Raw genomic sequence first — 14,786 nt, 5'->3', positions numbered from 1 at the left:
CCGCCACGGTCACCACGGTTGTCCCGGTCACCGAACGAACGCGCCGGACGGTCCCCACCGAACGAACGACCACCACGGTCATCACGGTCACGACCACCGCCGCCGAAGCCGCCACGGTTGTCCCGGTCACCGAACGAACGCGCCGGACGGTCCCCACCGAACGAACGACCACCACGGTCATCACGGTCACGACCGCCACCACTGAAACCGCCACGGTCACCACGGTTGTCCCGGTCACCGTAGGACGGCCGCTCGTTGCGCGGCTCCCGGTACGCCGGGGTCCGCTCCTCGCGAGGCTCGCGCACCGGCTGCTCGGCCACGGCCACGGCCTCGGCCGACTCGGCGGCCTCGGCAGCCGGCTCCTCGTCCTCGATGCCGAGCTCGGCCCGCTCGCGGGCGGCCCGCGCGGTGAGGCGGTCGGCCTCCTCGCGCAGCTCGTTCGCCCGACGCTGCGCGCGCTCCAGCTGACGGGTCATCTCGGCGACCTCGCGCTCCGCCGCACCGGCGATGCCCGAGGCGCTCTCCGCCTGGACCTCGATCAGCGAGCGAGCGCCGGTGATCTTGGCGACCTCGGCGTCGAAGGCGTGGTCCAGGATGTGGCGGCTGGCGTCGACGCCCGCGTCCTCCATCAGGCGGAAGACACCGCGACGCTGGTGCGGCAGCACCAGGGTGACCACGGCGCCCGAGCGGCCGGCGCGCGCGGTGCGGCCGGAGCGGTGCAGGTAGTCCTTGTGGTCGCCGGCCGGGTCCACGTTCAGCACCAGGTCGATGCCGTCCACGTGGATGCCGCGGGCCGCGACGTCGGTGGCGACGACCACGTTGACGTAGCCGTCCTTGAAGTCGCCCAGCACCCGGGTACGGGCGCCCTGCGTCATGCCGCCGTGCAGCGCGTCGGCCTTCACCCCGGCCTCGAGCAGCTGCTCGGCGACCCGGTCGGCGCCCATCTGGGTGCGGACGAAGATGATCGTGCGGCCCTTGCGAGCGGCGATCGCGTTGGTGATCGGCGCCTTGTCCTTGGGCTTCACCACGAGGATGTGGTGGCTCATGGTGGTGACCGCGCCCTGGGCCGCGTCGACCTCGTGGGTGACCGGGTTGCTCAGGTAGCGCTTGACCAGCGTGTCGATCTCGTTCTCCAGCGTGGCGGAGAAGAGCAGGCGCTGGCCGCCGGTCGGCACCTGGTCGAGGATCTCGGTGACCTCGGGCAGGAAGCCCATGTCGGCCATCTGGTCGGCCTCGTCGAGCACGACGGTCTGGACGTCGGCGAGCTTGGCGGTGCCGCGGTTGATCAGGTCGCGCAGGCGGCCGGGGGTGGCGACCAGGACGTCGACACCGCGCTCCAGCGCGTAGATCTGGTTCGACATCGAGGTGCCGCCGCAGACGACCTTGAGCTTGAGGCCGAGCACCGAGCCGAACGGCTCCAGCGCGTCGGCGACCTGCATGGCCAGCTCGCGGGTCGGGACCAGGATCAGGCCGCGCGGGTGCTTGGGCTTGGTGCGCTCGCCGTCGGCGAGGCGGGTGAGCAGCGGCAGACCGAAGCTCAGGGTCTTGCCGGAGCCGGTGCGGCCACGGCCCAGCACGTCCTTGCCGGCCAGCGCGTCCGGGATGGTCGCGGCCTGGATCGGGAACGGGGTGGTGACGCCACGCTTGGCGAGGGCGCGCACCACGTCGTCGTGCAGGCCCAGGTCACCGAAGGTGACGGTGGGCTCGGCGTCGTCCTCGAGGGTGTCGTCCTCGAGGGCCTCGGCCTCGGCGTCAAGGGCGTCCAGCACCTCGGCGTCGGCCAGGGAGTCGTTGGTGGGGTCCGTGTCGGTCAGGTCGGCGGCGTCGAGGGCCTCGTCCTGGGTGTTCACGGGCATGACGAAGCGGTCGTCGTCAACGAGAGACAATGCAAAACCTTCCGGAAGTGGCACGCGCCAAAGTCCGGGGTAATGACTTACAACCGCCTCTATGCGGTCAGCCACGGATCGCCGGAACGCGCCAAGGGCGCCAGATGGGAACAGGGCGCCAGTCAAATGGATCAAACGAACGATCTACCACCATAGACGAGCCATCACTCCGAAGGCAAACGCGCTGGTCCACCCGTCAATGTGCGCCCGAACCGGCGCCCCCGGCAGCGGATCCGCTACCCGTTCCACCCCCGGTGCCCCCTGCACCACCGCCCGAGCCGCTGCCGCTCGCGGACGGCGCGGGCGTGGCGCTCTGGGACGGCGGCGGGCTCGACGGGTGGCCGGCACCGCCCGACGGGCCGCCGGAGGACCCGGGAGCGGCCGTGCCGCCGCCACCGGTGGCGCCGCCGGGGCCGGCCGCCCCACCCGAGCCACCGGGGCTCGCCGACGCCCCGCCGCCGGCGCCCGGGCCACCCGCACCCGGCGTCCCCGCACCACCGGCGGCCCCGACGCCATGCCCGCCGCCCGGCCCCCCGGGCGCGCCCGGCGCACCACCGACCGCTCCGGCGCCCGCCGCACCGCCGAGCGCCCCCTGTGCATTGGCCTCCTGCGGCGGCGGGGGCACCGCGACCACGCCGCCGGGCTGCCCGGGCGCCGGCGAGGTGCCCGCGCTCGGGTCGCTCACGGGTGCCACCTCGCCACCCGTCGCCCCGGCCGCCGCCGGGGAACCCGACGCGCCCCCACTCCGCCCGCTGCCCCGCTCCGACCGCGTCCCGGGCCGCGCCGGGGCGCTGGCCCCGCTGGACGGCCGCCCGCTCGGCCCGGCCGCCCCCGAGGCGTGCCCGACCGGCTGCTGATCGCCGCCGGACCCGACCTCCATGCAGCCCGCCGCACTCAGCCCGGCGAGCGCCAGCACAGCCGTCCGCACCGCCACCGAGCGGAACACCGCCGCCCGCTCCGATCCCCGGACCGCGCCCTGCGCCCGAGCGGCGACCGCCATCCGGCCACCGCGCACCCGCGCCGCCGCCGAGACCCGCTCCCGGCCCGGCCGCACCCGCCTGGCGACGGCCCGCACCGCCGCACTCCGGCCGCTCGAACGCCAGCTCGCACCCGTCGGAACCATTGCCGCCGCCTCTCCCGCACGCCCCACCCCGGCCGCACCGACCCGCGGCCCCTTGTGGTGCCCAACGCCCATCGCGCCCCGGGGACACGGCCCGTTCCACACCGGATCGCCCCAACCGGACGGACCATCACCTGGCACGCCCTCACCGCGCCCCCGACAATGGGCCCGTGGACATGAGCCGGGACGAATTCGAATTGCTGGTCAGCGACGCCCTCGACCAGATCCCCCCGCAGCTCGCGGCGATGATGGACAACGTGGCCGTCTTCGTCGAGGACGAGCCCGACCCCGCGACCCCCGAGCTGCTCGGCCTCTACGAGGGCACCCCCCTCACCGAGCGCGGCGAGTGGTACGCCGGCGTCCTCCCCGATCGGATCATCGTCTACCGCGGCCCCACCCTGCGCCTGTGCGAGACCCGGGAACTCGCCGTCGCCGAGGTCCGCACCACCGTGATCCACGAAGTGGCCCACCACTTCGGCTTCGACGACCACGAGTTGCACGAGCTCGGCTGGTCCTGACCGACCCGCCCACCCAACCGCCCAGGTCGCAGCCCCGCCCACGGCCGAGCCGACCCGAAACCGTTTTGGCGTTCCCGCCGACATCCCATATGCTTCTCACGTCCCCGACCGCTGGAGATCAGCCGGGCGGGCCGAAAGCCCTCATCGTCTAGTGGCCCAGGACGCTGCCCTTTCAAGGCGGTAGCACGGGTTCGAATCCCGTTGGGGGCACGCGGTATCGCAAGGCAGCAGTACACGTAGTAAAGTCCAGGGTCGCAAGGCTCTGTCGAGGTCCTGTGGAGCAGTTGGTTAGCTCGCCACCCTGTCAAGGTGGAGGTCGCGGGTTCAAGTCCCGTCAGGATCGCTCATCCCGCAAGGGATGGTGCAGTACGGCCAGGTAGCTCAGTTGGTACGAGCGTCCGCCTGAAAAGCGGAAGGTCGCCGGTTCGACCCCGGCCCTGGCCACCACGCACGATCGAACACGACGCCCCCGAAGCGAATCGCTCGGGGGCGTTTTCGTGTCGCCCGACGCCCGAGACCGATGGCGCGGCGACCGTCGGATCGCCGAACTCTCCTGCGGCAGCACTCTTGCCGGGCCTGCGGGGGCTCAGTACCGTCGAGTAACCAGCGCTGGACATGACGCCCCCTCATATTCTGTTCCCTCCTTGGGAGGCCCGGGTGAGCAGCACGCACGCCAGACGCATCACTTCCCTCGCAGCCGCCGCCGTCGCCCTCGCCGGCGTGCTGGCGCTGCCCGGTTCCGCGGCATCCGCCGACTCCGGTTTCCGCGACGTCCTCGTGGTCGGCAACAGCGCCGCGGGCACGGTCAGCTTCATCGACGCCCATACCTTCCAGAACCTCGGCTCGCTCAACGTCACCGCCGACGCCCAGCAGCGGATCGCCGCGATGGACCCGATCCAGTGGATCGGCTACCAGAGCGTCACCTCGGTCGAAGGCGGTAACCGGTACGTCGACGACGCGACCCTGTCCCCCGACGGCCGCACGCTCTACGTCTCGCGCGGCAACCTGGACGACGTCGCCGCCTACGACATCGCGAGTGGTGCTCAGCTTTGGCGAACCCGGCTGGACGGCTTCAAGGCGGACCACGCCGCGCTCTCCCCGGACGGCACCCGGTACGTGGTCTCGGCGACCACCGCGCAGGAGGCGGAGGTGCTCGACACCGCGAGCGGCAGCGTCGTCGGCACCTTCCCGACCGGGACCTACCCGCACCAGAACGACTACTCGCCCGACGGCAAGTACATCTACAACTCCAGCATCGGGATCACCTCGTTCCCCCAGGCGATGGAGTGGGCCAAGGGCTCGTTCCAGCTGACCAAGGTGGACGCCACCACCCTGAAGGTGGTCCAGACCTGGCAGTTACCGCACGGCATCCGCCCGAACGTGATCGAGGGCGACGGGCGCACCATGTACACCGACCTCTCGTACCTCAACGGCTTCGCCAAGTACGACCTGTCCACCGGCAACGTCGTCGACACGGTCCAGATGCCGTACAGCGCGGCCGGCGCCGCGCTCGCCCCGGACAGCTACCCGCAGAACTCCGCCCACCACGGCCTGGCCGTCTCCGGCGACGGCGCGAGCCTGTGCGACGTCGGGACGATCGACGACTACACGGCGATCGTCGCCACCTCCGACCTCGGCACCCGGGGGACGGTCGACTACCCCACCGGCAGCCTCCCGTACTGGGGCACCACCAGCGCGGACGGCATGCTCTGCTTCGTCTCGCTCAGCAAGGCCGACGAGGTCTCGGTGATCGACTACCGCACCGCCACGGAGGTCGCCCGGGTCCCCGTCGGGGCCTTCCCGCAGCGCGAGCGGACCGGGCGGATCGCCGCGGACCTGCTGGGCGACCTGTCACCGTCGGCGGGCTGAACCGCCGTTCGAACACTTCGGGAACGCCGAAGGGCCGGCACCGCGCAGTCGCGCGATGCCGGCCCTTGCTGCCGGGCGTGAGCCGGGCAGTGGAAGAACTAGAGGGGGCGAATGTTCTCCGCCTGCGGGCCCTTCTGGCCCTGCGTGACGTCGAACTCGACCTTCTGGCCCTCGAGCAGCTCGCGGAAGCCATTGGCGTTGATGTTCGAGTAGTGGGCGAACACGTCCGGGCCGCCACCCTCCTGCTCAATGAAGCCGAAGCCCTTTTCCGCGTTGAACCACTTCACAGTGCCGTTAGCCATGGAAATCTCCCTAAATGGGCAGCAAGAAACTCACACCACGCGAGCTTCGCGTCGCCGCGATGATGGCCCGCCCGGTGAACGCCCGGGAAACAAAATGCGCCTGCGGTCAGACCAGCAGGCGCACACAAAGTTCATGGGAACCAAAACTGCAACTAAGCCGACTGTAGCAGGGTCCGATCCGAAACGGGGGATTCCGGCCGAGCGACTTCTCACACCTCAGCGGTGGGCGGCCGGACACGCAGCGTCGCGTCCTGCCCGGGCTCAGCGCCGGGGGCCGGGCGCCGGCGGACAAGGCGCCATGATCACGAAATTTCGGCCGCCAGGATCACCCCGGCCCCTCGGAACTGGCGCATACTGGCAACGATGACGAATCCAACCTCCCCCCGGCGCCACCTGCCCACCAGTCCATTCCGAGTCGCGACTCCGCCGCCAGCCAAGCGATTCGCTGTCGGCGACCGCGTGTCGCACGACGAGTTCGGCCTCGGCCGGACGATCAGTGTCGAGGGCGACGGCGCGATCGCGGTGCTCGTCGACTTCGGTTCACGGCAGGAGCGGATCACGGCACCCTTCGCCAAGCTTTTCCTGCTGTGACGCGGCCGCTGCGCGGCTGATGTGACGCACCGACGCCGGTCGGCGTCGAAACTGTCGAATTCGGACATTTAACGCACCCGTTTCGAACGCGAAAGTCTCGAAAATCGACCGGCCGGAAAACGGCCGTCCTCCTCAGGGCGACGGCCGAACTCGGCGTGCCGCCGACCTCGGCCCCGTACCGCCGGCGCCCGGTCCTCCCACCGGTTCGACCCGGCCGCCCGCCCGATCCGCAGCACCGGCCACCTACAGGTCCGTCACCCCAGGAACAGGTTGTGCCCCACGTCGGAGGGCACCACGTCCTGCACCGGCGTGCTGCCCGGCCCCGGCAACTGCTGGCCCGGGATCGGCGGGTGGCCGACCCGGTGCAGCAGCACCGCGCCGTCCTCGGCCCAGATCTGCTGGTAGCCGTTGGCCAGCAGCAGCTGGATCCGGTCGGCCTGCTCCTTGTCGGTGGCGAACGGGAAGGCCCGGGCATTGGAGCGGATCAGCACGTAGTCCATCCCGCGCGGGGTCTGGTCCACCAGCACCACATGGGTCCGGGCGGTCAGCCGCGGCACCACCTGGTTGTCGGCCTCCACGGTGGCCCCGTCCGGGATCAGCTTGCTGGCCCGCAGCAGCGCGGCCTCGCTCGGCGCGGCCTTCCAGTAGGCCGGCACCGCCAGCGAGGCGAGTCCCAGCGGTACGGCGACCGCGACGGTGACCGCCACGGTGCCCAGGCCCAGCCGGCGGGCCAGCTTGCGGCGGCGCTCGACGGCGTACATCCGGCCGAGCACCTCTATCGAGGCGGTCAGCAGGATCGGCCACAGGAACGAGTCGTAGTGCCGGGCGATCGACCAGTGGTTGGGGTTGGTGGACAGGATCCGCTCGGTGAGCAGCGGCACCAGGCAGAGCACGGTGAGCGAGCGCAGCGGCAGCAGCAGCAGGGTGCCGAAGAGCCAGAGCACCAGCAGCGGCTTGAGCGGCGCGCTGAACGCGCCTTCCACCAGCAGCCACGGGTTGTGCAGCACGTGGTTGACCGCGTCGCCGGCGTTGGCGCCCAACTCCTGGTAGTTCCAGTAGTAGCCGGGCTGGCCGCCCAGCGCGGGCAGCAGCCACTGGATCGTGACCAGCGAGGCGAGCGGCCCGAACACCAGCAGGCCCGCGCCGATCCGCAGCCCGCGCCGGTCGGCGGCCTTGCGGCAGCGCAGGACCAGCACCAGGCCGTAGGCCCCGACCAGCAGGCCGAGGTCCTCCTTGGTGCAGCAGAGCAGCAGCGCGGCGACGGCCACCAGGCCGTACCGCCGGGACATCCCGCGCTCCAGCATCAGCAGGGTGAGCGGGACGGCGAAGCCGACCTCGTGGAAGCCGACCCGGGAGGCGACCAGCAGCGGCCAGCCCAGCCCGTAGGCGAGCCCGGCCAGGTCCATCGCCCGGCGCCGGTCGCGGTCCGGCGCGGCTTCGAAGGCGATCGCGGTGATCCGCCGGATCAGCGGCACGCCGGCGGCGAAGAGCAGGGCCTGGCCGAGCAGCAGCGCGCGCGGGTCGTTCCAGATCCAGTACAGGGGGGCGAGCAGCGCCAGGATCGGCGAGAAGTGGTCGCCCAGGATCGAGAAACCGGGCGGGAACTCGTGGTGCACGCTCTTGACCGTGGAGAGCGGCAGCCCGAAGTGGGCGTAGCCGCGCACCCCCTGGTCGAAGATCCCGAGGTCGAAGCCGCCGAGCTGGGCGGAGGTCCACTGCTGGATCCCGATCGCGAAGCAGACGCCGAAGCAGAGCAGGCTCAGCAGCACCGCCCGGCCGCGGCTCGAGGCCGCCCGGGCGGAGAACCTGGTGAGCAGCGGCGCCAGCGCCTGGGCCCGCGTCCGGGTCCGCGGCGCCGGGACGGTGGGCGTCTGGAGGTCGGTCTGGGACGTCATCAAGTTCAGCTCTGCCTTGTCAGGGAGGCGTCCCGCGCGCTCCGGTCGAGCGGCTCGACCTTGCTTCGGGTCAACCGTGCGATGGTCGGTCGGTGGATCCGCAGCAGTCGCAGGCCCATCACGGCCAGCACGACGATCCCGGTCAGCGGATAGATCGACGAGGGTACCTGCCAGTACCAGGGCACCCCGAGCCCGGCGGACTGTGGGACCAGCCACATCGCGTAGGAGAGGAAGGCCATGGCGGTGAACGCCAGCAACGGCCGCCAGTGCAACCGGCGCACCCCGCGCGGCCTGGCCAGCTCCTGAGCGGTCTCCGCGCCGAGCAGGATCAGCAGCGGCACGCACCAGATCCAGTGGTGGGTCCAGCTGATCGGCGACAGCAGCAGCGCGGTGAGCGCGGTGCAGACCACGCCCCAGGCCTCGGCCCGCCGGATCTCCCGGGTCGAGCGGGCCGCCAGCACCGCGATGGTCAGCCCCAGCACCAGTGCCAGCCCGCTGCCCAGGGTGGCCAGCATGCCCGGGTCGTGCTTGCTCAGCAGCCGGGCCACCGCCCCGCGCACCGACTGGTCGTCCACCAGCTCGGTGACGCCGACCCGGCTGGTGTCCCAGACGTACTTGCTCCAGAACCCCCAGGAGGCGCCGGGCAACGCGAAGACGCCGACCAGCACGGTGGCGAGGAAGGTGCCGCCGGCCACCAGCGCGGCCCGGATCCGGCCGGTGAGCAGCAGATAGACGGCGAACAGGCCGGGGGTGAGCTTGAGGCCGGCGGCCAGGCCGATCCCGATGCCCTTGCCGCGGTGCCGGTCGGGACGGGTCAGGTCGTAGAGCACCAGGCAGGCCACACCCAGGTTGACCTGGCCGTACTGCAGCGTGGTCCAGACCGGCTCCAGCCAGACCCCGAAGCCGGCCACCAGCAACGTCCCGGCCAGCCGGAAGCGCCGGCGCGGCCAGCCGACCAGCGTGAAGGAGAGCCAGCCGAGCAGGCCGAGCAGCCCGACGTTGAGGATCATCACCAGCCCGCGCAGCATGCTGACCGCGAACCAGGTGCTCGGCACGAAGAGCATCGCGGCGAACGGCGGATAGGTGGCCGCCAGGTCCCAGCCGGGCAGCCGCATCGTGTAGAGGTCGTGCCCGCTCACGACGGCCTGGCCCTCGGCGCGGTAGACCAGCATGTCCACCATCGAGACCGCCTGGAAGTGCCGCCAGATGGCGAAGAGGCCCAGCGAGACCACGGCCGCGGTGGCGGCCACCCCGGTGGTGCCGAACAGCCGCGAACGAGCGGGCGCCCCGGGTTCGCCGCGGTCACCCACGACAGGCCGCTGGGCTCGGGTGCTCGCAGCGCTGCCGCGTGGTCGTGGACATCCTTCTGCTGCTGCCTCTCGTGACGTGGAGCCTGGGTGTGAACGAACGACACGGCGCAGTCCAGGACGCTGACCTCGCCACGCTAGTCGCACCCCCACCCGGCACTCAGTGACCCCCATCACGCCAACTGTCACAGGGGTGTCACACCCGGTTGATGGTAACGCCACCCGAACTGCCGCCCACCGTGCCGTGACGGCCGGATGCTCCCGCCGCACTCGCCTCGGCGCGCTCGGTGCCGGGCGGGCGCTTCATCCGGGTTCCGACAGCATCGACCTGCCGGATGAGAAATTCGTTGGTGGCCGGCCGTCGAATCACCTGAGAAACGCGCCGCACGTCGAATCCGGCCCCCGGCGGCAGCACCGGGCCGGCCGCACGACCTGCGGATGGCCGGGCTCCCCCGGGTGTGACACTTGGAGACGCCAGTCACCACCCGCAGAAACACAGGTGCGGCGCACCGCCGCCGTTTGCGACCCTAGAGGGATGCCCGCGATGAGTTCCCCCGCTGTCCAGCCGGCCGACGCGCCGACCATCGGCGAGCTGGCCGCCCGGCTGCCCGAGCTGACGCTGCGCGACCAGCAGCGGATCGGCCGTCGGTTGGACGGGGCGCGCCGGGCCCGCGGCACCGAGGCCCGGCAGAAGATCGCCGCCGAGCTGGCCGGTGAGATCGCCAAGGCCGAGGGGCGCGTGGCGCAGCGCCGCGCGGCGGTGCCGGCGATCAACTACCCGGCGGAGCTGCCGGTCAGTCAGAAGAAGGACGAGATCCTGGCGGCCATCCGCGACCACCAGGTGGTGATCGTGGCGGGCGAGACCGGCTCCGGCAAGACCACCCAGATCCCCAAGATCTGCCTGGAGCTGGGCCGCGGCGTCCAGGGCCTGGTCGGCCACACCCAGCCGCGCCGGATCGCCGCCCGCACGGTGGCCGAGCGGGTCGCCGAGGAGATGAACAGCCCGCTGGGCGAGGCGGTCGGCTGGAAGGTCAGGTTCACCGACCAGGTCGGCCAGGACACCCTGGTCAAGCTGATGACCGACGGCATCCTGCTGGCCGAGATCCAGACCGACCGCGAGCTGCACCAGTACGACACCCTGATCATCGACGAGGCGCACGAGCGCAGCCTCAACATCGACTTCATCCTCGGCTACCTGAAGCAGCTGCTGCCGCGCCGCCCCGACCTCAAGGTCGTGATCACCTCCGCGACGATCGACCCCGAGCGCTTCGCCCACCACTTCGGCGACGCCCCGATCGTCGAGGTCTCCGGGCGCACCTACCCGGTGGAGGTCCGCTACCGGCCGCTGGTCGACGACCTGGCCGAGGACGCCGGTGACGAGGACGACAGCGCCGTCGACCGCGACCGCGACCAGATCCAGGCGATCTGCGAGGCCGCCCAGGAGCTGCAGGCCGAGGGCCCGGGCGACATCCTGGTCTTCCTCTCCGGCGAGCGTGAGATCCGGGACACCGCGGACGCGCTGAACAAGCTGAACCTGAAGTTCACCGAGGTGCTGCCGCTCTACGCCCGGCTCTCCTCCGCCGAGCAGCACAAGGTCTTCCAGCGCTCCACCTCCCGCCGGATCGTGCTCGCCACCAACGTGGCCGAGACCTCGCTGACCGTGCCCGGCATCAAGTACGTGATCGACCCCGGCACCGCCCGGATCTCGCGCTACAGCCATCGCACCAAGGTCCAGCGGCTGCCGATCGAGGCGATCAGCCAGGCCAGCGCCAACCAGCGCAAGGGCCGCTGCGGCCGGACCAGCGACGGCATCTGCATCCGGCTCTACTCGGAGGAGGACTTCCTCGCCCGCCCCGAGTTCACCGACGCCGAGATCCTGCGCACCAACCTGGCCTCCGTCATCCTGCAGATGACCGCGGCCGGCCTCGGCGACATCGCCGCCTTCCCGTTCCTCGACCCGCCGGACTCGCGCAACATCAAGGACGGCGTCAGCCTGCTCCACGAGCTCGGCGCGCTGGACCCCGAGCAGAAGGATCCGCGCAAGCGGCTCACCACGCTGGGCCGCAAGCTCGCCCAGCTGCCGGTCGACCCGCGACTGGCCCGGATGGTGCTGGAGGCGGACAAGAACGGCTGCGTGCGCGACGTCATGGTGATCGCCGCCGCGCTCTCCATCCAGGACCCGCGCGAGCGCCCGACCGAGAAGCGCCAGGCGGCCGACGACCGGCACCGCCGGTTCACCTCGGAGACCTCCGACTTCCTCTCGTACCTGGCGATGTGGCGCTACGTCAGGGAGCAGCAGAAGGAGCTCTCCTCCTCCGCCTTCCGCCGGATGTGCAAGGCCGAGTTCCTGAACTACCTGCGGATACGGGAGTGGCAGGACATCTACACCCAACTTCGCACAGTGGCCAAGCAGTTGGGCGTGAGCATCGAGGAACCCCATCCGGATGCCGAGCCGGACGCCGACCGGATCCACCAGTCGCTGCTCGCCGGACTCCTCTCCCACCTCGGTCTCTTCGACGTGGAGAAGCGCGAGTACGGCGGCGCCCGGGGCGCCCGGTTCGCGGTCTTCCCGGGTTCCGGTCTCTTCAAGAAGCCGCCGCGCTGGGTGATGTCCGCCGAGTTGGTGGAGACCTCCCGGCTCTGGGCCCGGATCAACGCCAAGATCGAGCCCGAGTGGGTCGAGCCGCTGGCCGGCCACCTGATCAAGCGGACCTACAGCGAGCCGCACTGGGAGAAGAAGGCCGGCGCGGTGATGGCCTTCGAGCGGGTCACCCTCTACGGGATGCCGATCGTCGCCCAGCGCAAGATCAACTACGGCCGGATCGACCCCGAGCTCTGCCGCGAGCTGTTCATCCGCAACGCCCTGGTCGAGGGCGACTGGGAGACCCACCACCACTTCTTCGCCGCCAACCGCAAGATGCTCGGCGAGGTCGAGGAGCTGGAGAACCGGGCCCGCCGGCGCGACATCATGGTCGACGACCAGACCCTCTTCGACTTCTACGACGCACGGCTGCCCGAGGAGATCGTCTCCACCCGGCACTTCGACTCGTGGTGGAAGAAGACCCGGCACGACCAGCCCGACCTGCTCAACTTCGAGAAGTCGATGCTGATCAACGATGCCGCCGACGGCATCACCGAGGCCGACTACCCGGACTACTGGCACCAGGGCAAGCTCCGCTTCAGCCTGACCTACCAGTTCGAACCGGGCAGCGACGCGGACGGCGTCACGGTGCACATCCCGCTGCCGGTGCTCAACCAGGTCTCCTCCGAGGGCTTCGACTGGCAGATCCCGGGCCTGCGCGGCGAGTTGGTCACCGCCTGGATCCGCTCGCTGCCCAAGGCGATCCGGCGCAACTTCGTGCCCGCCCCGGACTTCGCCAAGGCCGCGCTGCGCGAGATGACCGACCGTCAGGAGCCTTTGCTGCCCACCCTGGAGCGCGTCCTGCACCGGATGGGCGGCCAGCCGATCCCACCCGAGGCCTGGGACGACGAGCGGGTCCCGGACCACCTCAAGGTGACCTTCCGGGTGGTGGACGGCAAGCGCAGGCTCGCCGAGTCCAAGGACCTGGAGGAGCTGCGCCGCAAGCTCACCCCCAAGCTCAAGGAGACCCTCTCCTCGGCCGCCTCCGGGCAGGGCATCGAGCGCACCGGCCTGACCGCCTGGCCCGAGGGACTGCCGCTGCTCCAGCGCACCTTCGAGCAGCGCTCCCGGGGCCACTCGCTGCGCGCCTACCCCGCCTTCACCGACGAGCGCGACAGCGTGGCGATCAAGCTCTTCGACACCCCACAGGCACAGGCGCAGGCGATGTGGGCGGGCACCCGCCGGCTGCTGCTGCTCACCATCAACTCCCCGGCCAAGGGGATCCAGGCCCGGCTCGGCAACCAGGCCAAGCTGGCCCTGTCCTACAACCCGCACGGCTCGATCCCGGCGCTCTTCGAGGACATCACCGTCTGCGCCGCGGACCGGCTGATGACACTGGCCGGCGGCCCGGCCTGGGACGAGGAGTCGTTCGGCAAGCTGTACGACAAGGTCCGCGCCGACCTGTACGAGCTGTCGGCGGACACCACGCTCAAGACGGCCTCGGCCCTGCTCGCCTTCCACCGGGCGCAGACCCGGCTGAAGGCGGTCAGCAGCCCGGTGCTGCTCTCCGCCGTGAACGACGTGAAGCTGCACCTGGCCTCGCTGGTGCACGCCGGCTTCGTGACCGACAGCGGCTGGCAGCGACTCGGGGACGTCAAGCGCTACCTGGCCGCGGTGGACCGGCGCCTGGAGGCGCTGCCCAACCACCCGCAGCGCGACCTGCAGCACCTGCTCAAGGTGCAGGAGGTGCAGCGGGCCTACGGCGACCTGCTGGCGGCCGTGCCGGCCGGGCAGCAGCCCAGCGCCGAGGTCCGGCAGATCCGCTGGATGATCGAGGAGCTGCGGGTCAGCTTCTTCGCCCAGTCGCTCGGCACCCCCTCACCGGTGTCGGAGAAGCGGATCCTGAAGGCGATGGACGCGGCCGCCGCCACCCTCTGAGGGAGCCCCAGGTCGGGCCGGCCGCCCCCGCCCGCGGCCGGTTCGACCTGGGGGCCCGGGATGCAGTACGATCTGTCTTGTCGCTGCCACGAGCAGCGGAAATCACTGAGGCAAACAGTGAACAGCCTGGCCCTGTGGAGCAGTTGGTTAGCTCGCCACCCTGTCAAGGTGGAGGTCGCGGGTTCAAGTCCCGTCAGGGTCGCCATCAGCGAGAGGCCCGGAACCGTCAGGTTCCGGGCCTCTCGTCGTCCCAGCACCCGGTTCGGCCGACGGACCGTCAGGAGCGCACTACCGGCGCCGGGCCCCGAGCTCAAGAGGGCACCCCCTGTGACGGTCGTCACTTACGTTTTCTTGAACCCGGCCAGGCGGAACCCCCCCTATGGATCCACTGATTTAATATATAAAATTGTACTGACTTGCGAGACTTTCCAAAGTCTCACCATTCCGATTTAATCCCGCCCCACGCGCCACAGTGGTTATGCATGAGCCCGCCATTTACTGGTCAAATGACAGTCATGAAATGGTTGACGATCATGTCACTATGCCCACGAAGCTCGGTGCGCTGAGCGGGGATACCGGCCAGTAGAGCCCGTACCTCCGCCTCCCGGTATCGGCGGTGGCCGCCGAGCGTGCGGATGGACGTGAGCTTGCCGGCCTTGGCCCAGCGTGTGACCGTCTTGGGGTCCACGCGGAACATGGTGGCGACCTCTGCCGGTGTCAGCAGGGGCTCAGCGTCAGGGGTACGAGCGGTCATGAGCGGCCTCCTCGGAGAACCGAAC

At 70.8% G+C, this 14,786-nt stretch carries 10 protein-coding genes and 4 tRNA genes; 9 read left to right on the top strand and 5 right to left on the bottom strand.

All coding sequences use genetic code 11. The features are described 5' to 3' along the window. A partial coding sequence (locus tag ABH937_RS36010) for a DEAD/DEAH box helicase (RefSeq protein WP_280691807.1) occupies positions 1 to 1,856 on the bottom strand: 1,856 nt, incomplete at its 3' end. 284 nt (positions 1,857 to 2,140) lie between these two features. Here ABH937_RS36010 and ABH937_RS36005 point away from each other — a divergent pair. The 6 genes from ABH937_RS36005 to ABH937_RS35980 all read left to right on the top strand — a co-directional run bounded on the left by ABH937_RS36005 (position 2,141) and on the right by ABH937_RS35980 (position 5,393). After that, complete coding sequence (locus ABH937_RS36005; RefSeq protein WP_280691800.1) at positions 2,141 to 2,743, top strand: hypothetical protein; 603 nt, start codon at positions 2,141 to 2,143, stop codon at positions 2,741 to 2,743. A 439-nt stretch (positions 2,744 to 3,182) separates the two neighbouring features. After that, positions 3,183 to 3,524, top strand: a complete 342-nt coding sequence (locus ABH937_RS36000) for a metallopeptidase family protein (RefSeq protein ID WP_280691799.1) — start codon at positions 3,183 to 3,185, stop codon at positions 3,522 to 3,524. Between the two features lie 137 nt (positions 3,525 to 3,661). Next, positions 3,662 to 3,734 (top strand) — tRNA-Glu (locus tag ABH937_RS35995). A 59-nt stretch (positions 3,735 to 3,793) separates the two neighbouring features. Further along, positions 3,794 to 3,867, top strand: a tRNA-Asp gene (locus tag ABH937_RS35990). Positions 3,868 to 3,894: 27 nt separating this feature from the next. Beyond that, positions 3,895 to 3,971, top strand: a tRNA-Phe gene (locus tag ABH937_RS35985). Between the two features lie 210 nt (positions 3,972 to 4,181). Continuing rightward, entirely contained in the window at positions 4,182 to 5,393 is a 1,212-nt protein-coding gene (locus ABH937_RS35980; protein ID WP_370220661.1) for a YncE family protein, read from the top strand. Positions 5,394 to 5,491: 98 nt separating this feature from the next. Here the strand turns inward: ABH937_RS35980 and ABH937_RS35975 are convergent, their stop codons facing one another. After that, positions 5,492 to 5,695 carry a cold-shock protein gene (locus ABH937_RS35975; RefSeq protein WP_030918248.1) on the bottom strand — a complete coding sequence of 68 codons (204 nt, stop codon included), beginning with the start codon at positions 5,693 to 5,695 and terminating at the stop codon, positions 5,492 to 5,494. Between the two features lie 363 nt (positions 5,696 to 6,058). On the opposite strand from ABH937_RS35975, the gene ABH937_RS35970 reads away from it, so the two are divergent. After that, complete coding sequence (locus ABH937_RS35970; RefSeq protein WP_280691797.1) at positions 6,059 to 6,286, top strand: hypothetical protein; 228 nt, start codon at positions 6,059 to 6,061, stop codon at positions 6,284 to 6,286. Positions 6,287 to 6,540: 254 nt separating this feature from the next. Here the strand turns inward: ABH937_RS35970 and ABH937_RS35965 are convergent, their stop codons facing one another. Continuing rightward, positions 6,541 to 8,181: a DUF2079 domain-containing protein gene (locus tag ABH937_RS35965; protein WP_370220660.1), complete on the bottom strand. Its 1,641-nt coding sequence runs from the start codon at positions 8,179 to 8,181 to the stop codon at positions 6,541 to 6,543. Between the two features lie 5 nt (positions 8,182 to 8,186). Next, positions 8,187 to 9,491 (bottom strand): glycosyltransferase 87 family protein, encoded by a 1,305-nt coding sequence (locus tag ABH937_RS35960; protein ID WP_280691795.1) that lies wholly within the window; start codon positions 9,489 to 9,491, stop codon positions 8,187 to 8,189. A gap of 541 nt (positions 9,492 to 10,032) precedes the next feature. Between ABH937_RS35960 and hrpA the strand changes: the two genes are divergently transcribed. Continuing rightward, complete coding sequence (gene hrpA, locus ABH937_RS35955) at positions 10,033 to 14,007, top strand: ATP-dependent RNA helicase HrpA (protein WP_280691794.1); 3,975 nt, start codon at positions 10,033 to 10,035, stop codon at positions 14,005 to 14,007. Positions 14,008 to 14,135: 128 nt separating this feature from the next. Then, positions 14,136 to 14,212, top strand: a tRNA-Asp gene (locus ABH937_RS35950). A 297-nt stretch (positions 14,213 to 14,509) separates the two neighbouring features. Here ABH937_RS35950 and bldC read toward each other — a convergent pair. Continuing rightward, entirely contained in the window at positions 14,510 to 14,761 is a 252-nt protein-coding gene (bldC, locus tag ABH937_RS35945; protein WP_370220659.1) for a developmental transcriptional regulator BldC, read from the bottom strand. Positions 14,762 to 14,786 lie beyond the last annotated feature (25 nt).

The sequence above is a fragment of the Kitasatospora sp. GAS1066B genome, from assembly GCF_041262605.1.
Classification (GTDB): domain Bacteria; phylum Actinomycetota; class Actinomycetes; order Streptomycetales; family Streptomycetaceae; genus Kitasatospora.
This window is presented reverse-complemented; position numbering and strand designations above follow the sequence as displayed.